The sequence below is a fragment of the Sulfitobacter sp. DSM 110093 genome, assembly GCF_022788715.1.
Taxonomy (GTDB): Bacteria; Pseudomonadota; Alphaproteobacteria; order Rhodobacterales; family Rhodobacteraceae; genus Sulfitobacter.
Map to the genome: position 1 here is coordinate 1,923,614 of NZ_CP085167.1, position 20,734 is coordinate 1,944,347.

At 60.2% G+C, this 20,734-nt stretch carries 23 protein-coding genes; 6 read left to right on the top strand and 17 right to left on the bottom strand.

The genetic code is table 11. The annotated features are described in order from the left end of the window. Positions 1-8: 8 nt before the first annotated feature. The 7 genes from soxB to DSM110093_RS09445 all read right to left on the bottom strand — a co-directional run bounded on the left by soxB (position 9) and on the right by DSM110093_RS09445 (position 5,539). Positions 9-1,709 (bottom strand): thiosulfohydrolase SoxB, encoded by a 1,701-nt coding sequence (gene soxB, locus DSM110093_RS09415; RefSeq protein ID WP_243264802.1) that lies wholly within the window; start codon positions 1,707-1,709, stop codon positions 9-11. An 86-nt stretch (positions 1,710-1,795) separates the two neighbouring features. Beyond that, a complete protein-coding gene (gene soxA, locus DSM110093_RS09420) occupies positions 1,796-2,644 on the bottom strand; it encodes a sulfur oxidation c-type cytochrome SoxA (RefSeq protein WP_243264803.1) in 849 nt (282 codons plus the stop codon). A 43-nt stretch (positions 2,645-2,687) separates the two neighbouring features. Next, complete coding sequence (soxZ, locus tag DSM110093_RS09425) at positions 2,688-3,017, bottom strand: thiosulfate oxidation carrier complex protein SoxZ (RefSeq protein WP_067941571.1); 330 nt, start codon at positions 3,015-3,017, stop codon at positions 2,688-2,690. Between the two features lie 33 nt (positions 3,018-3,050). Further along, on the bottom strand, positions 3,051-3,470 hold the full coding sequence (soxY, locus tag DSM110093_RS09430; RefSeq protein WP_067628363.1) for a thiosulfate oxidation carrier protein SoxY: 420 nt from the start codon (positions 3,468-3,470) through the stop codon (positions 3,051-3,053). 114 nt (positions 3,471-3,584) lie between these two features. Next, on the bottom strand, positions 3,585-4,055 hold the full coding sequence (gene soxX, locus DSM110093_RS09435) for a sulfur oxidation c-type cytochrome SoxX (protein ID WP_132443735.1): 471 nt from the start codon (positions 4,053-4,055) through the stop codon (positions 3,585-3,587). A 139-nt stretch (positions 4,056-4,194) separates the two neighbouring features. Further along, entirely contained in the window at positions 4,195-4,779 is a 585-nt protein-coding gene (locus tag DSM110093_RS09440; protein ID WP_243264804.1) for a thioredoxin family protein, read from the bottom strand. Positions 4,780-4,801: 22 nt separating this feature from the next. Next, positions 4,802-5,539, bottom strand: coding sequence for a cytochrome c biogenesis protein CcdA (locus DSM110093_RS09445; RefSeq protein WP_243264805.1), 738 nt, complete (start codon positions 5,537-5,539; stop codon positions 4,802-4,804). A 97-nt stretch (positions 5,540-5,636) separates the two neighbouring features. Between DSM110093_RS09445 and DSM110093_RS09450 the strand changes: the two genes are divergently transcribed. Genes DSM110093_RS09450 through DSM110093_RS09460 form a run of 3 tightly spaced genes read left to right on the top strand, consistent with a single transcriptional unit; the run spans position 5,637 to position 7,385 of the window. Further along, positions 5,637-5,999: a hypothetical protein gene (locus DSM110093_RS09450; protein ID WP_243264806.1), complete on the top strand. Its 363-nt coding sequence runs from the start codon at positions 5,637-5,639 to the stop codon at positions 5,997-5,999. Then, positions 5,996-6,334 (top strand): metalloregulator ArsR/SmtB family transcription factor, encoded by a 339-nt coding sequence (locus tag DSM110093_RS09455; protein ID WP_243264807.1) that lies wholly within the window; start codon positions 5,996-5,998, stop codon positions 6,332-6,334. Before DSM110093_RS09450 ends, DSM110093_RS09455 begins: the two co-directional genes overlap by 4 nt. Continuing rightward, positions 6,327-7,385, top strand: a complete 1,059-nt coding sequence (locus DSM110093_RS09460; protein WP_243264808.1) for a YeeE/YedE family protein — start codon at positions 6,327-6,329, stop codon at positions 7,383-7,385. Before DSM110093_RS09455 ends, DSM110093_RS09460 begins: the two co-directional genes overlap by 8 nt. A 244-nt stretch (positions 7,386-7,629) precedes the next feature. On the opposite strand, the gene DSM110093_RS09465 is transcribed toward DSM110093_RS09460, so the two are convergent. Further along, positions 7,630-8,823 (bottom strand): zinc ABC transporter substrate-binding protein, encoded by a 1,194-nt coding sequence (locus DSM110093_RS09465; protein WP_243264809.1) that lies wholly within the window; start codon positions 8,821-8,823, stop codon positions 7,630-7,632. A gap of 83 nt (positions 8,824-8,906) precedes the next feature. Between DSM110093_RS09465 and DSM110093_RS09470 the strand changes: the two genes are divergently transcribed. From DSM110093_RS09470 to DSM110093_RS09480, 3 genes are read left to right on the top strand one after another with little or no spacing between them, the layout of a single operon-like run. Then, positions 8,907-9,386 (top strand): transcriptional repressor, encoded by a 480-nt coding sequence (locus DSM110093_RS09470; RefSeq protein ID WP_243264810.1) that lies wholly within the window; start codon positions 8,907-8,909, stop codon positions 9,384-9,386. Then, the gene (locus DSM110093_RS09475) at positions 9,383-10,153 is read left to right on the top strand and encodes a metal ABC transporter ATP-binding protein (protein ID WP_243264811.1); all 771 of its coding nucleotides are present in this window, start codon (positions 9,383-9,385) and stop codon (positions 10,151-10,153) included. Before DSM110093_RS09470 ends, DSM110093_RS09475 begins: the two co-directional genes overlap by 4 nt. After that, entirely contained in the window at positions 10,146-10,940 is a 795-nt protein-coding gene (locus tag DSM110093_RS09480) for a metal ABC transporter permease (protein ID WP_093925917.1), read from the top strand. Before DSM110093_RS09475 ends, DSM110093_RS09480 begins: the two co-directional genes overlap by 8 nt. Before the next feature lie 60 nt (positions 10,941-11,000). Here the strand turns inward: DSM110093_RS09480 and DSM110093_RS09485 are convergent, their stop codons facing one another. From DSM110093_RS09485 to DSM110093_RS09525, 9 genes are all read right to left on the bottom strand, one after another. Then, positions 11,001-11,399, bottom strand: a complete 399-nt coding sequence (locus tag DSM110093_RS09485; RefSeq protein ID WP_243260820.1) for a RidA family protein — start codon at positions 11,397-11,399, stop codon at positions 11,001-11,003. A gap of 215 nt (positions 11,400-11,614) precedes the next feature. Then, the gene (gene kynU, locus DSM110093_RS09490) at positions 11,615-12,802 is read right to left on the bottom strand and encodes a kynureninase (RefSeq protein WP_243264812.1); all 1,188 of its coding nucleotides are present in this window, start codon (positions 12,800-12,802) and stop codon (positions 11,615-11,617) included. Continuing rightward, complete coding sequence (locus DSM110093_RS09495; RefSeq protein ID WP_243264813.1) at positions 12,803-13,630, bottom strand: tryptophan 2,3-dioxygenase family protein; 828 nt, start codon at positions 13,628-13,630, stop codon at positions 12,803-12,805. Continuing rightward, positions 13,627-15,249 carry an AMP-binding protein gene (locus DSM110093_RS09500; RefSeq protein WP_243264814.1) on the bottom strand — a complete coding sequence of 541 codons (1,623 nt, stop codon included), beginning with the start codon at positions 15,247-15,249 and terminating at the stop codon, positions 13,627-13,629. Before DSM110093_RS09500 ends, DSM110093_RS09495 begins: the two co-directional genes overlap by 4 nt. Next, positions 15,246-16,397, bottom strand: coding sequence for an acyl-CoA dehydrogenase family protein (locus tag DSM110093_RS09505; protein ID WP_243264815.1), 1,152 nt, complete (start codon positions 16,395-16,397; stop codon positions 15,246-15,248). Before DSM110093_RS09505 ends, DSM110093_RS09500 begins: the two co-directional genes overlap by 4 nt. A gap of 41 nt (positions 16,398-16,438) precedes the next feature. Beyond that, the gene (locus tag DSM110093_RS09510) at positions 16,439-17,239 is read right to left on the bottom strand and encodes an enoyl-CoA hydratase family protein (RefSeq protein ID WP_174858736.1); all 801 of its coding nucleotides are present in this window, start codon (positions 17,237-17,239) and stop codon (positions 16,439-16,441) included. Then, on the bottom strand, positions 17,229-17,690 hold the full coding sequence (locus DSM110093_RS09515) for a MarR family transcriptional regulator (protein WP_243264816.1): 462 nt from the start codon (positions 17,688-17,690) through the stop codon (positions 17,229-17,231). The genes DSM110093_RS09510 and DSM110093_RS09515 overlap by 11 nt, the downstream gene beginning before the upstream one ends. Next, positions 17,687-18,418, bottom strand: coding sequence for an SDR family NAD(P)-dependent oxidoreductase (locus DSM110093_RS09520; RefSeq protein WP_243264817.1), 732 nt, complete (start codon positions 18,416-18,418; stop codon positions 17,687-17,689). The genes DSM110093_RS09515 and DSM110093_RS09520 overlap by 4 nt, the downstream gene beginning before the upstream one ends. After that, positions 18,415-20,706 carry a bifunctional salicylyl-CoA 5-hydroxylase/oxidoreductase gene (locus DSM110093_RS09525; protein ID WP_243264818.1) on the bottom strand — a complete coding sequence of 764 codons (2,292 nt, stop codon included), beginning with the start codon at positions 20,704-20,706 and terminating at the stop codon, positions 18,415-18,417. Before DSM110093_RS09525 ends, DSM110093_RS09520 begins: the two co-directional genes overlap by 4 nt. Positions 20,707-20,734 lie beyond the last annotated feature (28 nt).

Consider the following 20,734-nt stretch of genomic DNA (forward strand, 5'->3'; position numbering starts at 1 on the left):
GACATTTCTCAGTCTGGCAGAACGATTTCCACGGGTGTGCGCGCGCCATCGGAAACCGTTCCTAATTTGGCGATATGGCTTTCAACCACATCCCAAATCGGCGGCCCTTCGGTGCCCTCGTTGACCGAGGCCCATCCGGCGACGACATAGCTCCGCTGCGGATCAATCGGCTCACCGGAACTGAGCAAGGTCATGTCGCTGATCCGCTCACCCTGCGGCTTGGCGATGTCCATCTTAAAGCCCATGCCACCGACACGCACCATGTCGCCGCCCTGCTGGTAATAGGGGTCGGGGTTGAACAGGTTGTCGCCCACGTCCTCCAACACGACTTTCAGAAATTCCCCTGTCATCTCCGTGCGATAGGCATTGGGATAGGTCATTGAGGTGACGTTAAAGATATCCTCACGGGTGATGTCCTGCCCCGGCAGGATCGACGGCCCCCACCGCACACCGGGGCTGAGCGCGATTTCGGCGTCACGCTCACTCAACAGCGCGTCGCAGATCAGGTCATCCCATGTGCCGTTGAAGTTGCCCCGGCGGTAGAGCAGCGCGTCGCTTTGCCCGACCACATGGGTCAACTCATCCAGATAAGGCGCGCGCTGCGCGTCGATCAGTTTGGCCACCTCTTGATCGGGTGTGATGAGGTCTGAGAAGATCGGGATCAGCTTGTGCCGGATGCCCATCATCTTGCCATCGCGCACGTCCAGATCAACGCGGGAAACAAATTTGCCGTTCGAGCCAGAGGCGATAATATGCGTCTGCCCCACCAGCACCGGCTCGGGCAGCGCGTCATGGGTGTGGCCCGAGAGGATCACGTCGATCCCCTTGACGATCCCGGCCATCTTCTTGTCGACATCAAAGCCATTGTGGCTGAGACAAACGACCAGTTCGGCGCCCTGCGCGCGGACTTCGTCGACCATCTCCTGCATATGCTCATCGCGGATGCCAAAGGAGTATTCCGGGAACATCCAGCCGGGGTTGGCGATGGGCATGTAGGGGAAAGCCTGCCCGATCACGGCGATCTTCACGCCGCCGCGCTCAAAGAATTCGTAGGGCTTGAAGAGTTCCGCAGGCTCGTCCCATTCGCGGTCAAAGATGTTCTGGCCGAGGGCGGCAAAGGGCAGCCCCTCGACAATCTCCTGCACCCGTTCCGAGCCCAACGTAAACTCCCAATGGAAGGTCATCGCGTCGGGCTTCAGCGCGTTCATCACGTTGACCATGTCCTGCCCTTGGGTCTTCAGGCAGGTCATCGAGCCGTGCCACGTATCCCCGCCGTCCAAGAGCAGCGCATCGGGCCGGTCGGCGCGGATCGCGTTAAGCACGGTCGCCACGCGGTCAAGCCCGCCCACCTTGCCGTAGGCCTGCGCCTGGGCGACGAAATCATCATAGGTCAGCGCGTAATCCAGCGGCGTGCCGCCGCCGATACCGTAGCGAATGCGGAAATCCTCGCCAGTGATATGGGGCACCTTGCCGCGGTTCTCGCCCACGCCGATGTTGACCGACGGCTCGCGGAAATAGATCGGCTTCAGTTGCGCATGGATGTCGGTGACATGCATCAGGGTGACATTGCCGAACTTCTCGAACTCCAAGAGCGCGTCCTGATCGAAACGGTCCTGTGCCGCCAGCCGCGCCCAGTTGCCGAAGCCCGAGCCGCCATAGATGGAGGCCGCAGCCATGGACATTTGCAAAAAATCGCGGCGAGACAGCATGTTATGGCTCCGTCAGCAGAAAACAGGGAAAGGGCCCGCCCCCTTGGAAGGGGCGGGATCAAGTCAGGCAAAACGCCCGATTTTTATTAGTTGCGCACCGATGGGGCTTCGACCGACAGACCGTTACCGCGGCTGGCGACATAAAGTTCAAGCGCCACAAACTCGGCGCTGCCCGGCTTGAAGGTTTCGGCGCGGGTATCGCGCACGCAGCCTTTGAAACGCGCATGGCTGCTGTTGAGCTTGGTGTTCTTTAGACGGTACACCGGGAAGCCGTTGATCTGGCCTTGGCTTAGGTGGTCGGCGCGGATCATGTTGCCATAGTTGTCTTCGTGACAATTGGCGCAGCTCAGCTCAAGTTGACCGTAGCGGGTGTAGTACATCTCTTTGCCCTGTTCCCAAGTGCTTTGGGCCGGGCCGTCGATCGCCACATTGACCGGCATGCCGCGTGACTGGACCGAGATCAGCGCCTCCATCGCGGTCATGTCATTGCCGGTATAGTTCCAAGGCTCTGCGCCCATCTGGTTCTCGCGGCAATCGTTAATCTGCATCGCAAGCGTGCGGACTTCGCCCGCCTCTTCGTTCCACTTTGGATAGACCGCGCGGACGCCTTCCATCGATTCCACGTCATTGTGGCAAGACGCGCAAGACTTGCCCTCGCTGCCCTCTGCCGTGTCCCAAGCCGCTTGGGCTTGGTCGACAAAGATCATGCCGGGGTTGTCGAAGTCGTCCATCTGCGTTTGCTGCGTCTCTGCCGAACGAAAGCGCCAGCCAGACATGATTTCCGGCAAAACCCCCTCAAGATGTGCGGGCGCATCGGTCTTGGTCACCATCTCGATCTCGCCATTGACGACAAGCTCGGCCTCCTCATCGGCCATCCCCAGCATGGGGGCGGCCACCAAAAGCGCCGCGACAGCGGTCATTGCCTTGAATTTCATGTCTTTCCTCCCTGTTCCACGCATGGTGCTGGCTGATGCGGGATCAGCCGACCGTGATGGATTTGACTTCTTCGTAGACCGAACCGTCGTCATCGTACCACGTGAATTTGAAGTCGCCGGCCTCTGGCACGGTGGCGTCAAATTCGAAATAGGGGTTGGTCGACATCGCTGGTTCCATCTTCACGTCGATCACGCTCTCGCCGTTGAACTCGGCGGTGAAGCGGTTGATGATCGAACGCGGGATGACGTTGCCGTCGCCGTCTTTGCGCTGGCCCGATTCCATCGGGTGGCTGATCAGGGTCTTGATCGTGATGACCTCACCTGCTTCGGCTTTTTTCGGCACTTTGACGCGAGGGGTTACACCTTCTGCCATTTTGAAAACTCCTGAAAATAGGGGCGCGCGGGCTTAGCCGCCGCAGCCGCCGATTGTGACTTTGATCTCTGCGCTGGTGCGGGCGAATGTGCCGTCTTCCAGCTTGGCGATGGCAACAACGTCTTGGGTCGTGGCCAAACGAATGCGGGTTGAGGCGCTGCGGCTCCCTGCCAAGGGGCCAAAGTTAAAGGTGCCGACGGGCGGGGTCGGGTTGCCAGTGGCCAGCACCATGATTGCAGACGCACCCGGCGCTTCGACCGAGATTGGCACAGTGTTGCCGTTTTCCGCGATTTCGGGCGCGGTCAGGGTCACGCCGGTGTCGGCCATATCGGCCCCGCCGGTGAATTCCGCGATCAGCTCGTCTACCGTGGCGGCAGAGGCCCCCACGGGCAGCATGGTCAGCGCCACGGCACCAAGGCCGAGGCCGAAAGTTTCACGTCTTGAGAAGTTCATCTCTCATCTCCTTATGCGTCAGCGGCGCACTGCGCCGTCATTCCATTTCCGCGGTGCGCTGACCGCGATAATCTGTCGAACCCTCCGCCGCCCCTTGGCTGCGCAGGCCCCGCGTTATTCTTTCAACGTGACCAAGAACGCCACGATATCTTCGATCTGCTGGGCGTCCAACAGAGGCGGCAGCGGCTCGGACCCGGCCTTTCCGGTGAAACCGTCGCCGGGGCGAATGTACCCGCTCGTCTTATAGTAGGACGGCATCATCGAGCCCTCAAAGGTCATCTTGCTGTTGGCGACGATGCCGCGCAGCTCTGCCTCGGTCCAGCGGTCGCCCGCGCCATCAAGCATCGGGCCAATCTCGCCTTGGAAAGGCACATCGCTGAGCGCGCCGATCTGATGGCAGGCCACGCAGTTGCCCGCCTTTTTGTTGCCGACGATGGCCGCGCCGCTGGCGGCGTCTCCGGCCGTGCCGGTCAAGGATTGTTCAACCGAACCATAATCGTCATAGGTCACGTCGGCAGGTGCCACGGTTTCAGCGGCGGCCAGAACGGGCGCGCCCGACACAATTGCGGCGGCGATCCATCTCATCATCGAAAACTTCCTCCCAGTGCCGATCACGGTGATGTGTGATCCGGTTTACCTGACCCTAAGACAGGGATGCGGCGCGGCGCAACAACAAATTCAAACTTTTGAATAGCTTTACATCCGCGGCGCTGCTTTTCACGGATTAATCCGTGCTGCCATTGCTGCGTTCTTGGATCATCCGCGCGTGGTAGCGTTGGAAATCCTCGTCGCCCTCAAGGGCGTAGCGTTCCTCATTGACCCAAGTCAGCATATCCAGCGTCGTTCCCTTGCCGAACGCGCCCGGCATCACCGCCACTGCCGCCTGCGGGGCTGTTGCGTCTTCGGCCACCTCTTGGGGCAGGAACATCAGCGTTGGGGTAAACAGAATCCCCCATTTCCGGGCCATCTTCTTTTCCGAAAGGGTCTCGCCATCGAAATCGGTGACTTCGATGTCCCCGTGAAGGTTCAACTGCACAACAAAATAATTCTCGTCGATGTACTTCGAAATCTCGGAGGCCGGATAAACCTCTTCATGCATCTTGGTGCAGTAGATGCAGCCGCGCTGCTCGAACATCAGCATCAAGCGCTTGTCCTCGGCCTTGGCCTCTTGCAGATCCTCGCGCAGGTCTTTGAAGGTGTCGCGCATCCACGGCGTTTTGTGCAGACCGTCGTCACCCAGTTCAGCCGCCGCCAGCGGCCATGCCAGCATCACGGCCACTGCCGCAGCCCCTATCCTTGAGATGATCATCTTGGCGTCCTCCTTGTTGCGGTTAACCTAATGTCGTGAAGCTGGGAAACCAACGGATCATTGCATCCGCGATCACCTGCACCCCGCCTGTCACGATCAGCACGGCAAAGAGGATCAGCATAACCCCCATCGCCTTTTCCACCTTCTGCACGAGCGCCATATGCCGCGCCGCCCAGTTAAGAAACGGCTTGGCAAATAGGGCCGCCACCACGAAGGGCGCGGTCATCCCGGCGCCGTAAGCGGCCAGCAACAGCCCCCCATGCGTGATGTCACCCATGCCCGACGCTATCATCAAGATCGCCGCCAGCGCCGGGCCAACGCAGGGTGTCCAGCCAAAGCCAAAAGCCAGCCCCATCACATAGGCGCCCCAGATCGACGTGGGCTTGCCGCCCCCCTCCAGCCGCGCTTCGCGGTAGAGCAGCGGCACTTTGATGAAGCCCAGAAAATGCAGGCCAAAGACCAGCAGGATCGCCGCCGCCACCCAGCTCAGCGGCTCAAGGTATTGGGTAAACACCTGCCCCAAGGCCGTGGCGCCCATGCCCAGCAGTACAAAGATCGTCGACACCCCAAGCGCAAAGAGCACCGAGGACAGCACCAACCGACGCTGCGCCCCCGGCGCGATCGCGCCATCGCCGCGTAATTCGGTCACGCTGAGCCCCGCCATATAGCTGAGGTAGAACGGCACCATCGGCAGAATGCAGGGCGTAAAGAAGCTGAGCAGCCCCGCCAGCAGCGCGCCCGCGTAGGTGATGTCGAACATGTTACCCCCTGCCTGCGCCGCGAGATGCCGCCGCGCTTGAACAATTCACATATTCAAATTACGTTGAGTGTTGTCCAAACGTCAATCAGGCAAGCCAATGATCCGCACAGTGACCGCCCTGAGCCTCGCGGCCCTAACCGCCCTGCCAGCCTTGGCGGTGGAATTGGTCATGGTCGAACAACCCGGCTGCATCTATTGCGAACGCTGGGACAAAGAGATTGCCCCCGCCTACCCCAAGACCGCCGAGGGGAAATTTGCCCCGCTGCGCCGCGTCGATATCTCTGTCGTCGAGGATAGCGTCACCCCCCAGCGCGCGGTAGTCTTTACCCCGACCTTTCTGCTGGTTGAAGATGACACCGAACTTGGCCGTCTCGAAGGCTACCCCGGCGCGGAGTTTTTCTGGCCGATGCTGAACATGCTATTACGCGACAAGACCGATTTCGAGGAACCGACCGAATGACAGCCCTGCCCGTGATTACCCCCGACATGTCCGAAGAAGACATGGACCGGATGCTGACCAATGCCGTGACCGCGTCGAACTTCCTCAAGGCGATCAGCCATGAGGGGCGGTTGATGATCCTGTGTCACCTCGTTTCGGGTGAAAAATCTGTCAGCGAGTTGGAAGCATTGCTCGCTACGCGACAGGCTGCTGTGTCACAACAACTCTCTCGGCTCAGGCTCGAAGGGCTAGTCACACCCCGGCGTGATGGCAAAACGATCTACTACCGGCTTGCCGATGACCGGCCCCGCAAAATGCTTGAACTGGTCTACGAATTATTCTGCAAGGATGATTGAGCTTCTGGGCCAGCCGCTAACCGCCGCCCTCTTGGGTGGATTGGGCGGCGTATTGCTGGGCCTTGCCGCACGATTGGGGCGGTTCTGCACCTTGGGCGCGATCGAAGATATGCTTTATGGCGGTTCAAGCCACCGGATGCGCATGTGGGGCTTGGCGATTGGGGTGGCGATTCTGGGCAGCTTCACCCTTGCGGGGTTGGGCTTCGTCAATCTCAACCGCGCCTTTCACCTCTCTATCGCTTTCTCATGGGCTCCGGCGGTCTTTGGCGGGCTGATCTTTGGTTACGGCATGGCATTGGCGGGCACCTGCGGCTTCGGCGCATTGGCGCGGCTTGGCGGCGGCGATTTGCGCGCCTTTGTCATCGTGGTGGTCATGGGGCTTGCGGCCTTTACCGTGCTCAGCGGTCCCCTCGCCCCAGCGCGCGCTTTGTTATTTCCCCGGCGTCTGAACGACGGCCCACCTGATGGCATTGCCCATGCGCTTTCCGTGCTCACGGGGGGATCGGTGCCGATGATTGGTGTGGGGCTGGGCTTGGGTATATGCCTTCTTATGCTCAGTGCCGGCAGTTTTCGCCGTGACCTTCGCATGGTCTTTTGGTCCGTGATCGCCGGGCTTGCTATCGTGTCCGGTTGGGCGGGCACCGCTTGGCTGGCACAAAACAGCTTTGGCACCCAAACGCTCATGTCTCATAGCTTTGCCGCCCCGGTGGGAGAGACCCTGCTCTACGCTATGCAAGGCTCGGTCCGTCCCCTCAGCTTTGGCATCGGTTCGGTCACAGGCGTATGGGTCGGCGCGTTTCTCGGCTCTCTCTGGCAGGGACACTTCCGTTGGGAAGCTTGCGAAGACCCACGCGAACTGCGCCGTCAGATATTTGGTGCAGGGCTTATGGGCGCAGGCGCGGTGATCGCTATGGGCTGCACCATCGGGCAAGGCATCTCGGCCATATCGGTGTTGGCGTTTAGCGGGCCTGTGACCTTGGCATCAATCATTGCAGGGGCCGCGATTGGCCTGCGCCAACTTATCGTCGGTTTCCGCCGTAGCCCGGTGTAGCGCGTCATAAAGCCGTGACAGTTATGGTGCAGACAAGGGCCAGCAGAGTTACCCAAGGGCGCATAGAACAGGGCAAAGACGGCGCATCCTGCGGTAGCTGTGAATAACAATAGGGCAGCGGAAAACGCGCAGTCTGAACAAAATTCTATAAAATTGATTTTAGCATGTAAGATGTGGTGCAGCTTCCCCAGCTGCACCACTTTTCTCTAAAAGCGCCCAGTTCCTCAACCAAACGCCTCTTTGGTCAATCCGACAGGCAAGCAGCCATATTTTCAGCCATACCGCGGAGCAGATCCGCATAGAGGGAGGCCCCCGGTTCAAGATCGGCACCCAGCGGGTCAAGCGTACCGGTCCCGGTGTCCTGCCCTTCTGCCACGGCAGCAATCAGGCCGGGATTGAACTGCGGCTCGGCAAAGACGCATTTGGCCCCATTGTCGGCCACCAAGGCCCGCAATTCCGAAACACGCGCCGCGCCCGGTGCACGGGCGTCATTCTCGCTGATGGCGCCAAGCGCTTCGATGTCAAAACGGGCTTCGAAATAATGGTAGGCGTCATGGAAGACGATGAAGGGACGGCCCCTAACCGGCGCGAGGGTTTCAGAGATCTCCTCTTCCAGCGTGGCAAGCTCTGCCTGTGCAGCTTCGGCGTTCTCGCGGTACTGGGCGGCGTTGTCGGGGTCTAGCTCGGCCAAGCTCTCCGCGATCTGGCCTAACCACAACTGACCGTTGCGCGGATCAAGCCAAACATGGGGATCATCGCCACTATGGGCGTGACCGTGTCCGTGGTCATCATGCGCTTCGTGGTCATCATGACCCTCGTCGCCGTGGTCGTGCCCCTCGTGGTCGTCATGACCCTCGTTACCGTGGTCAGGTCCCTCGTGGTCGTCATGACCCTCATCGCCGTGGTCGTGCCCCTTGTGGTCATCATGGCCCTCGTCGCCGTGGTCATGCCCCTCGTGGTCGTCATGACCCTCGTCACCATGGTCATGCCCCTCGTGGTCGTCATGACCCTCATCGCCGTGGTCATGCCCTTCGTGGTCATCATGACCCTCATCCGCGTGCTCACTGTGGTCATGCGCCTCGAATGTTGCACCCTCACGGAAAGGCATCACGCGGGTGCCGGGTTGCTCCATCAACGCAAGATGGCTCGCAGTTCCTGCCAGCGAATTCAGCGGATCGGCCAGCCAAGGGGTCAGCAACGGGCCAACCCAAACGACCAAATCAGCCCCGCTCAGCGCCCGCGCCTCGGAAGGGCGCATCGCATAGCCATGCGGCGAACTGCGTGGCGGCACGATGAGGTCTGGCGTGCCGACCCCTTCCATCACCTGAGACACCAGCGCATGAACCGGCGCGATATCCGTGGCGACAGCAGGCACATCGGCCCAAAGCGGCGTCGACACCGACGCAAGAACGGCAGCGGGAAGGGAGAAACGATACATGGCAGACCTTCAAAATGTTATAGTATCACCTTGCTAGCACCCTTGTTATAACATATCAATGCACAAACGAATTGAGGTCCCCCATGAGCGCCATCGAATTTCGCGATCACGACCATAACGCTTGTATGCGCAGCACCATGCAGGCCGCCGAAGCGCAATGCGCCGCGCGCGGGTTGCGGCTGACGCCCGTACGCCGCCGCGCGCTGGAAATCCTGTTGGCCGAACACCGCGCTTTGGGCGCCTATGAACTGCTGGCGCATCTATCGGCCGAAGGGTTGGGCGCACAGCCCCCCGTGGCCTACCGCGCGTTGGATTTTCTTGTCAAAGCTGGGCTGGCCCATAAGATCGAAGCGCTGAACGCCTATGTCGGTTGCGTGCATCCGGGCGAAGACCATGCGCCCGCCTTCCTGATCTGCCGCAGCTGCCGTTCGGTGGCAGAGGCCGAGACCTCGCCCACCAAAAGCCGCCTTGGCGATGCCGCCCGCGCCGCGGGGTTTCGCATTGAGCGCAGCGTCGTCGAAGCCGAAGGCCTTTGCCCCGCCTGTCAGGAGACCGGTGCATGAGCCTGATTGAGACCCGTGGCCTGACCCTGCGCCACGACGGGCAGGTCGCCCTGCGCGATGTGAACTTCAACATCGAACCGGGGGAGATTGTCACCATCGTCGGCCCCAACGGCTCAGGCAAGTCCAGCCTGCTGCGCGCGCTGATCGGCGCGTTGAAACCAGCAGCCGGCAAGATTACCCGCAAATCGGGGCTGCGCATCGGCTATGTCCCGCAAAAATTGCAGATCGACGCAACCCTGCCACTCACCGTGCGCCGTTTCGTCAACCTGCCGCGCCGCCAAACGCCCGAAGCGATCCGCGATGCCCTTTCCACTGCCGGTGTGCCGGAATTGGCCGAGCGGCAGATGGTCGACCTCTCTGGCGGGCAATTTCAGCGCGTGCTTCTGGCCCGCGCCCTGCTGGAGAAGCCCGACCTGCTGATCCTTGATGAGGCGACCCAAGGGCTCGACCAACCCGGCTCTGCCGCCTTTTACCGCCAGATCGAGGCCGTGCGCCAAGATTTGGGCTGCGCCGTGCTGATGGTCAGCCATGATTTGCATGTGGTGATGGCCGCCAGCGACCGGGTGCTGTGCCTCAACGGTCATGTCTGCTGCGAAGGCACGCCAGAAACCGTGGCGGACGCACCAGAATACCGCGCGCTGTTCGGCAGTGGCACCCAAGGGGCGCTGGCGCTCTACCGGCACGATCACGACCATCATCACCACCATCACAATCACCACCACGGCGACGCTTGTGATGGACAGCACGAAGAGACCGAGAATGCTTGACGATTTTATTGTGCGCGCAGCACTTGCCGGGCTTGGCGTCGCGCTGGCCGCCGCGCCGTTGGGCTGTTTCGTGATCTGGCGGCGCATGGCTTATTTCGGCGATGCCACAAGCCACGCGGCCTTGCTAGGCGTGGCCTTGGCGCTGGCGACCGATCTGCCGATCACCGCAGGGGTGCTTTTGGTGGCGCTGGTCATGGCGCTGGTGATCAGCACGCTGTCGGGCCGCAATGTTAGTGCCGATGCCCTACTTGGCGTGATGGCCCATTCCGCGCTGGCGCTTGGATTGGTGGCCGTGTCGCTGCTGCCGGGGCAGCGCGTTGATCTTTCGTCTTACCTCTTTGGTGAAATTCTTGCCGTCACGCGCTTTGACCTTGCCGTGATCTGGGGCGGTGCCGTGGCCGTGGCGCTGCTGTTGGCATGGCGTTGGTCTGCACTGCTGGCGGCAACGTTGAACCCCGACCTTGCGCAAGCGGCAGGAGGCAACCCAAAGCGCGAGCAGTTGATCCTGACGTTGGCGTTGGCGATCATGGTGGCTGTGGCGATCAAGGTCGTGGGTGCGCTGCTGATCGCCGCCATGCTGATCATCCCCGCCGCCACCGCACGCCCCTTCGCCCGCACGCCCGAAACCATGGCGATCTGGGCGATGGGACTGGGTGCTTTGGCAGCCTTCGGCGGGCTGATGGCATCACTGGAATTCGACACGCCAACCGGCCCCAGCATCGTCAGCATCGCGGCGGCACTTTTTGCGCTGTCTTCGGCCCTGGCCCCACTGCTGCGCCGCGCCTAAATCCCTGCCCGCCCGGCCCTGTGCGGGGGCCGCGCGGTTTGTCTTAGCAGTGCGGCGCGCTTAGCGCTTGATTACCGCATCGGCTTCGATCTCAAGCTTGGCCTCGTCTTCGACCAATCCTGCAACCACCACCATTGCCATGGCGGGGAAATGCTTGCCCATCACTTCACGGTAGGCGCGGCCCACGTCCTTTTGCGCGGCAAGATATTCTTTCTTATCTGTCACATACCATGTCAGGCGCATGATATCTTCGGGCGTGCCACCCGCCGCTTCGACCACATCGCGGATGTTTTGCAGCGCTTGTTTCATCTGACCGATAAAGTCATGGCATTCGAATTTCTGCTCTGCGGTCCAGCCGATCTGACCACCGACAAAAAGATGGCCATCGGCGCTGAGCATACCGTTTGCATAGCCCTTGGCGGGCGCCCAACCTTCGGGGTGGATAACTTGATGCGACATGTTGTGTTCCTTTTTATTAACAGTCACACGCCGAGAAACTGATCGGCGATTTGGGAATCGAGCGCAGGCATTGGGCCAGTCTAGGCCGGGTGGCCACGTTCAAGAATAACGGCGTGATCCGCCACGCGGCGCAGATCGGCGAAGGAGTTAACTACCGCCAACTGCGCCAGCCCAAAGGGCGCGCGGGCGGGACGGCCCGCAAAGAACAGTCCCTGTCAGGTCACCCGGGCGCGGGTCTTGTATTTTTCGTTGTCCCAGAGACGGTTCTCCATCACATCGCGGATGATCGCGACCGCTTTGGAGACGTCCTCGGCATCGATATAGAGCGGCGTGAAGCCGAACCGCATGATGTCTGGCGCGCGAAAATCACCGATCACGCCGCGGTCGATCACCGCCTGCATCGCGGCATAGCCATCCTCAAATCGGAACGACACCTGACTGCCCCGCTCAGCGCTGTTGCGCGGGCTGGCAAGGGTCAGTTGCGGCACCACGCGCTCGATCTCGTCGATGAACTGCTCCTGCAACGCGACGGAGGCGGCGCGCAGGTCTTGCATGTCCACGTCCTCCCACAGCCCCATCGCCACTTCCAGCGCGGTCAGTTGGATCACCGGCGGTGTGCCGACGCGCATCCGCTCAATGCCCTGCCCCGGTTTGTACTCCAGATCAAAAGCAAAGGGCTGACGGTGCCCCAGCCATCCAGCAAGTGCAGGCTGCACGTCGTCCGCCAGATCGGGGCGCACATAGATGAACCCCGGCGCGCCCGGACCACCGTTGAGGTATTTATAGGTGCAGCCCACCGCGAATTCACAACTGCTACCGGCCAGATCAACAGGCAGCGCGCCTGCGGAATGCGCCAAATCCCAGATCATCACCGCACCGCTGGCATGGGCCAGTTCGGTCATCTCCTTCATGTTATGCTTGCGGCCCGTACGGTAATCGACCTCAGTCAGCATCACGGCGGCGATGTCTTCGTTAATGGCGTCTTTCACTTCTTCGGGGGCGACGCTGCGCAGCTCATAGCCCTGTTCCAACAGCCCGACCAAGCCTTCAGCCATATAGAGATCCGAGGGGAAGTTGCCGGTATCCGACAAGATCACCTTGCGACCGGGGCGCAGTTTGACCGCCGAGGCCAGCGCCTGAAACACCTTGATCGACAGCGTGTCGCCCATCACCACGGAGCCTTCCGGCGCGCCGACAATGCCCGCGACCATATTGCCAACGCGCGTGGGCTGCTCCATCCATCCGGCTTGATTCCAGCCGCGGATCAGCATTTCACCCCATTCGTCGGCAATCATTTCCTGCACCCGCGCAGCGGCAGCCTTGGGCAACGGCCCCAAAGAGTTGCCGTCAAGGTAGATCACGCCCTCAGGCAGGATAAACTGATCTTTCTTCAAAACAGACACTTACAGTGCTCCTCTCACATGCCAAAGCTCGGGGAAAAGCTCCACTTCGAGCATTTTACGCAGATAGGTCACACCCGATGTGCCCCCGGTGCCGCGCTTGAAACCAATGATGCGTTCCACGGTGGTGACGTGGTTGAACCGCCAACGGCGGAAGTAGTCCTCAAGATCGACGAGCTTTTCCGCCAATTCATAAAGTTCCCAATGGGTTGTCGGGTCTTCATAAACCTGTTTCCAAAGCGCCTGAACCTCAGGTTTGGCCTCCCAAGCCTTTGGTTCCGGTCCGCCTGCCAATGACGGCTCCCCCAGCCGTTCACACAGCAGATCAATTGCCACTTGATAAAGGCTTGGCTGCTCCATCTCGGCCACCAGCGCGGCATGGGGGTCGGGGGTATGTTCATGCAGTTTGGTCAATGCCGCGATGCGGTTGCCCAGAAGATATTCGATCAGGCGGTATTGGTACGACTGAAACCCCGACGACGCCCCCAGATACGGCCGGAACTGAGTATATTCGCTGGGCGTCATGGTGCGCAGCACGTCCCACGCGGAGTTGAGTTGTTCAAAGATCCGCGCCACGCGGGTCAACATCTTGAAACTTTGGCGCAATTCCCCCGCCCGAAGCGCCCCTCGGCAAGCGGTCAACTCATGGATCGCCAGTTTCATCCACAACTCAGAGGTCTGATGCTGAATGATAAACAACAGCCCATCATGCGCCATATCCAGTGGATTTTCGGTCGTCAGGATTTGATCCAGCCCAAGGTAATCCCCATAGGATTTATCCTTGGCAAAACTCATCTTCGCGCCCTTGGAGGCTTCGTCAAACGTGCTCATTTACCCTCTCTCAGCGCGAAACGCTGGATCTTTCCGGTTGCGGTTTTCGGCAACTCATCGATGAAACGAATATCGCGCGGGTACTTATAAGGCGCGATGGTCTCTTTAACATGATCCTGCAGTATTTTGATTGTATTGGCATCTTCCGGCGTTCCATCAACCAGAACCACATGCGCTTGCACGATAGAACCACGCGCCTCGTCCGCAGCAGCCACCACCCCACATTCGCTCACCAGTGGGTGGCTAAGCAAGGCTGCCTCAACCTCTGGCCCGGCAATATTGTACCCCGAGCTGATGATCATATCGTCGTTGCGGGCGGCAAAGTGCAGGTAACCGTCCTCATCCATGGTGAAACTGTCGCCAGTGATGTTCCAACCGTCTTTCACGTAATCGGCCTGACGTTTATCGCCCAGATAGCGGCAGCCAATCGGGCCGCGCACGGCCAGCCGCCCCACCTCGCCGCGCGGCACCTCAGCGCCGCCCGCGTCGATCACCCGTGCCTCATAGCCCGTAATAGGCTTGCCCGTGCAGGCCGCGCGATGGTCGTCGAAACGGTTGGAAATAAAGATATGCAACATCTCTGTCGCGCCGATCCCATCCAGCATGGGTTTTCCGGTTTTCTCTTTCCACTCATGGTAGACAGGCGCGGGCAGCGTTTCCCCGGCAGACACAGCAGCGCGCAGGCTGCTGAGGTCCGCGCCCTCTTCCATCGCTTGCAACATCGCGCGATAGGCGGTGGGGGCGGTAAAGCAGACGGTGGCCTTATATTTCTCAATGATCTCGATCATATTGGGCGGGCTGGCGGTTTCCAGCAACGTTGCCGCGGCCCCGAAGCGCAGCGGAAAAACTGCAAGGCCGCCAAGCCCGAAGGTAAAGGCCAAGGGGGGCGAACCGACAAAGACATCCTCGGGCGTGACCCCCAGAACCTCGCGCGCATAGCCGTCCGCAATAATCAGAAGGTCTCGGTGAAAATGCATTGTTGCTTTGGGGTTACCAGTCGTTCCTGATGTAAACCCCAGTAGCGCCACATCGTCTTGCGCGGTGTCGGCGGCCTCAAATTGAACCGGCTTTTCGAGCGCCAAACGGTCAAGTTCGGCATCATGGTTGCTGGTGCCGTCAAAGCCAACCACCGTCTTGAGGAATTTCGACGACTTCGCGCATGTCGTCATCTCATCCATCAGCCGTGTATCGCAAAGCGCGTGGCTGATTTCAGCCTTGTCGACAATCGCCGCAAGCTCCCCTGCGCGCAGCATCGGCATGGTATTCACCACCACCGCGCCCGCCTTGGTCGCGGCAAGCCAGCAGGCCACCATCGCTGGGTTGTTGGCCGAGCGGATCAGCACCCGATTGCCGGGTTTGACGCCAAGATCATCCACCATGGCGCGGGCCAGACGGTTGGTCCAATCGGCGAGTTCTTTATACGTGCGCCGCCGCCCATTGCCGATCAACGCCGTGTGATCTCCAAAGCCTTTTTCAACCATAGTATCAGTAAGTTCTACGCCGATATTAACGCGGTCAGGATAAGTGAACTGATCTAGATTGAGGCCGGGCCATTGATCGAACGGCGGTAGGTTCTCACGGGCGAATGTGTCTTCATGTCCACTGGGGTGCAGCTTCATGTCATGGCTCCCAACGTTTGGCGTGCAATGACGACACGTTGCACGTCAGATGCGCCTTCGTAAATCCGCAAGGCCCTGATTTCGCGGTAAAGTCGCTCCACTGCCTCGCCATTGCGCACACCGTCCCCGCCATGCAGTTGCACCGCTGTGTCGATGACCTTTTGGGCCTGATCGGTAGCAAACAGTTTGGCCATTGCCGCCTCACGGGTCACGCGCGGCGCGCCGCTGTCTTTGGTCCAAGCGGCGCGGTACACCAGCAAGGCCGCTGCATCCACATCCAACGCCATATCTGCGATATGACCTTGAACCAACTGCAACTCACTCAATGCTGCGCCCTGCACTTGGCGGGAGGTTACGCGCAAAAGCGCTTCGTCCAACGCGCGGCGGGCAAAGCCCAAAGCGGCGGCAGCCACGGTTGAGCGGAAGACATCAAGCACAGACATCGCAATGGCAAACCCGCGCCCCGCCTCACCCAAAAGCGCAGAGCCGGGCAGTTTCACCCCATCGAAATGCAGTGTCGCCAGCGGATGCGGTGCCATAACCTCAAGCCGTTCCTCGACCTTTAGGCCGGGCGTGTCGGCGGGCACGATAAAGGCCGACAGCCCTTTGGCGCCCGGAGCCTCTCCGGTGCGTGCGAAAACAGTGTAAACATCCGCGATGCCACCGTTAGATATCCAAGTTTTGCGCCCGTCGAGCACATAGCCCTCGCCGTCAGCCTTGGCGGTCATGGTGGAATTGGCCACGTCCGACCCGGACTGAGGCTCCGTCAGAGCAAAGGCCGAAATTGCTTCGCCGGAACGCGTCTTTGGCAGCCATTCAGCCTTTTGCTCATCAGTGCCAAACAGTGAAATCGCACCGGTGCCAAGCCCCTGCATCGCAAAGGAAAAGTCCGCCAGCCCATCATGGCGCGCCAGTGTTTCGCGGATCAGGCAGAGGGTGCGAACATCAAGCACCTCATCGCCTTCGGCCCCGCTGTGGCGCAGCCAGCCGTCTTGACCCATCATCCTAACCAATTCACGGCAGGCCCCGTCGGTATCGGCGTGATCCACGTTCTTCAATTCTTTCCCGGCCCATTCATCAAGCGCCAGCGCCAACTCTTTGTGGCGCGGCTCAAAAAAGGGCCAGTCGAGAAAAGTTATATCAGCCATCTTTAGGCCTCCCCGCGTGTTTATCTTTTGGCTTTTGTTGCTCAGTCCCCTTCGAAGACCGGGCGTTCCTTGGCGACGAATGCGTTATAGGCGCGTTCAAAGTCGCCGGTCTGCATGCAGATCGCCTGCGCTTGTGCTTCGGCCTCAATCGCCTGTTCGATAGACATGGCCCATTCCTGCGCCAGCATCGTTTTCGTCATCATATGTGCAAAATTTGGCCCTGCTTGAATTTTCTGCGCCAGCTTCAGCGCCTCATCTTCCAGCGTTTCGCCTGTGACCAGACGGTTGTAGAAGCCCCAGCGTTCGCCTTCCTCGGCCGACATGGCACGCCCAGTATAAAGCAGTTCTGCCGCGCGGGTCTGTCCAATGATACGCGGCAAGATCGCACAAGCGCCCATATCGCAACCGGCAAGGCCAACGCGGGTGAACAGAAATGCCGTCTTGGCTTCTGCCGTGGCCAAACGCAGGTCAGACGCCATGGCAATGATTGCCCCTGCGCCCACACAGACACCATCGACCGCAGCGATGACCGGCTTGCCGCAGTTTACAATCGCTTTGACCAGATCGCCGGTCATGCGGGTGAAGCGCAACAGTTCCTTCATGTTCATCCGCGTCAAAGGACCAATGATATCATGGACATCGCCGCCGGAGCTAAAGTTTCCACCGTTGGAGCCGAAGATCACAACGTCGACATCATCGGCATAGACGAGGTCGCGGAACCAGTCGCGCAGTTCGGCATAGCTGTCGAAGGTCAACGGGTTCTTACGGTCGGGCCGGTCCAGCCGTACGGTGGCGATCCGGTCTTTGATCTCACATTGAAAGTGCTTCACGTCACTGCGCATTGGCGTTTTCCTCTTCTTCCGTTTGGGCGGCGAAAGCCTGCAAGCGGGCCGCCATGGCGCGGGCTTCCTCGGGGGAGACTCCGCGCAGTTTTTCGTTGATCCAATCTTCATGGGCCTGCGCTTGAAGCGCAAATTCGGCGGCCCCTTCGGGCGTCAGGCGCAACGTCATCGCGCGGCGGTCGCCGGGTACGGGGATGCGTTGCACCAGCCCCTCTTCGCTCAGCCGATCGGCGATGCCCGTGACATTTCCGTTGGACACCCGCAGCACGCCCGAAAGTTGGCTCATCTTCAACCCTTCCGGGTGGCGCGACAGGGCCGACATCACATCGAAACGCGGCAGCGTGGTATTATGCTCGCGGCGCAGCGTGTCGCGCAACTCCTGCTCAAGGCCACGCACGACCTTTAACAGCCGCAGCCAAAGCCGCACGCGATCCTTGGCCGCATTGCTCACACTTCGCCCCCCGACAGCGACAGCGTGTGCCCATTGACCGCCCCGGCACCGTCCGACAGCAGATATAGCGCAGCCGCCGTGACCTCATCGGTGGTGACAAAACGGTTCTGCGGGCTTGCGCGTTTAAGGATGGCGCGGGCCTCGTCTGCCGTTTTCCCCGTGCTTTTGGTGATATTCTCGACCGAGCGTTCCAACAGCGGCGTGTCGATGAAACCGGGGCAAATGGCGTTCACCGTGATGCCCGTTCTTGCGACCTCCAACGCCAGCGCGCGGGTCAAGCCCACGACACCATGTTTCGCCGCCACATAGCCCGCCACGTAAGGATAGCCCTTGAGCCCGGCGGTAGAAGCCACAGCGATAAGCCTGCCCTTCTTGGCCTCTTTCATCTCGGCCAATGCTGCCTGCCAGACGTTGAAAACGCCCGTTACATTAACGGCTAGCATATCGGCCATGTCCTGCGCGGTGATCTTGTCGAAAGGGGCGGAATGGGCTGCGCCTGCATTGGCGACGACTCCGGTGATGGGGCCATTTTCAGTACGGGCGGCGGCAAAGGCGTGGGCCACGGCTTGTGGGTCTGTCACATCACAGACCTGAAACGGCAGCCCTTGTTCGCGCAAAGGTGCTTCTCGGCGGCCCATGATGGTAACCTTCGCGCCGCTGTCGGCGACAGCGCGGGCAATCTTTGCCCCAACGCCTGACCCACCCCCGGTGATGATCACATGGCTCATACTTTTTCCATCTCTGCGGCGCGGTCTGCCAGACGCCAAGCTTGATCTCGGCCGGGACCATAGGGCAGCGGCCAATCGGCGTGGCGGTCGCCAATCGTGGCGGCGGCATGGAGCGTCCAATAGGGATCGGCCAGATGCGGGCGGGCAAGGCAGACCAGATCGGCGCGGCCCGCCATCAGAATCGAATTCACGTGGTCGGCCTCGTAGATATTGCCCACGGCCATGGTCTTGATCCCACCGTCGTTGCGGATCCGGTCGCTAAAGGGTGTCTGGAACATGCGGCCATAGACCGGCTTGGCCTGTTTCGAGGTCTGGCCCGCCGAGACGTCGATGATATCGGCCCCTGCGTCACTGAACATACGGGCGATTTCTACGGCTTCTTCGGGGCTTACCCCGTCTTCTTCGACCCAATCGGTGGCCGAAATGCGCACTGCCATCGGTTTCTCTTCGGGCCATGCATCGCGCATCGCTTTGAACACTTCCAGTGGATAACGCATGCGGTTTTCCAAGCTGCCGCCGTATTCATCGTCGCGCTGGTTTGACAGCGGCGAGATGAAGGACGAGATCAGATAGCCATGCGCCGCATGCAGCTCGATCATATCGAAGTTGGCGCGATGGGCCATGCGCGTGGCATCGACAAACTCATCGCGGATCGCATCCATATCGGCGCGGCTGGCGGCTTTGGGCAGGGCATTGCCCTCGGACCACGGGATTGCCGAAGCCGAGATGATATCCCAATTCCCCGCCTTTAACGGTGCGTCCATCACTTCCCAACCCAGTTGCGTCGAGCCTTTGCGCCCCGAATGGCCAATCTGGCAACAGATTTTGGCATCCGTTTCGGCATGTACGAAATCGGTCAAACGCTGCCACGCGGCTTCATGTTCGGGCGCGTAAAGCCCCGGACAGCCCGGCGTGATGCGCCCCTGCGGCGAGACGCAGGTCATCTCGGTATAGACCAGCCCGGCACCGCCCTTGGCGCGTTCGGCGTAGTGGATCAGATGCCAGTCGGTCGGGCAGCCATCGATGGCTTTGTACTGAGCCATGGGCGAGACGACGATGCGGTTTTCCAGCTTCATGGCACGCAGTTGGAACGGCGCGAACATCGGTGCGCGGACGGGGGCGTTTCTGTCGGCACCCGCCTGTTCAAGGAACCATTTCTCGGCGCCCTCAAGCCACTTGGGGTCACGCTCGCGCAGGTTTTCGTGGCTGATCCGCTGGCTGCGGGTCAGCATGGAATAGTTCAACTGCACCGGGTCAAGGTCGAGGTAGCGCTCAACATCCTCAAACCATTCGACCGAGTTGCGCGCAGCCGATTGCAGACGCAGCACTTCAAGGCGGCGGGCCTCTTCATACTTTTCGAATGCCGTGGTCAGGTTTTTGTCATCGCTCACATGTTTCGCCAGCGAGATGGCCGATTCCAGCGCCAGCTTGGTGCCCGACCCGATCGAGAAATGCGCCGTGGCCGAAGCATCGCCCAGAAGCACGACATTCTCATGGCTCCACTTTTCGCAAAGCACGCGGGGGAACTTGATCCAAGCCGAGCCGCGGATGTGGCTGGCGTTGGTCATCAGCTTGTGCCCGTCGAGGTGATCCTTGAAGATTTCCTCACAGATCGCGATGGTCTCTTCTTGGGTCTTTTCGCCGAAACCGTAGGCGTCAAAGGTCTCTTGGCTGCATTCCACGATGAAAGTCGCGGTGTCTTTGTCGAATTGATAGGCATGGACCCAGATCCAGCCTTTGTCGGTCTTCTCAAAGATAAAAGTGAAGGCGTTGTCGAATTTTTGGTGCGTGCCAAGCCAAACAAAGGGGCAGCGCCGCACGTCGATGTCGGGCTGAAACGTCTCTTCGAACTCCATCCGCGTTTTGGAGTTCAGACCATCGCTGGCGACCACCAGATCATAGTCGTCCATATATTCCGATGCCGCTTTGACTTCGCTTTCAAATTGAAGGTTAACACCCAATTCCCGCGCCCGCTCTTGCAGGATAAGCAGCAGACGCTTGCGGCCAATGCCGCAGAACCCGTGGCCGGTGCTGTGGATCACATGTCCTTTGTGATGCAGGGCGATGTCGTCCCAATAGGCGAAATGGCTGCGGATTTCGCGTGCCGAAACGGGATCGTTGACCTCAAGATTATCAAGCGTTTCATCTGACAGCACGACGCCCCAGCCGAACGTATCATCCGCGCGGTTACGCTCCATCACTGTCACATCCGCGTCGGGCTGGCGCAGCTTTAGCGAAATCGCAAAGTACAGCCCCGCAGGACCACCGCCAAGACAGATTGCACGCATCGAAATTCCCCTTTGGTTCGGTTTGGAG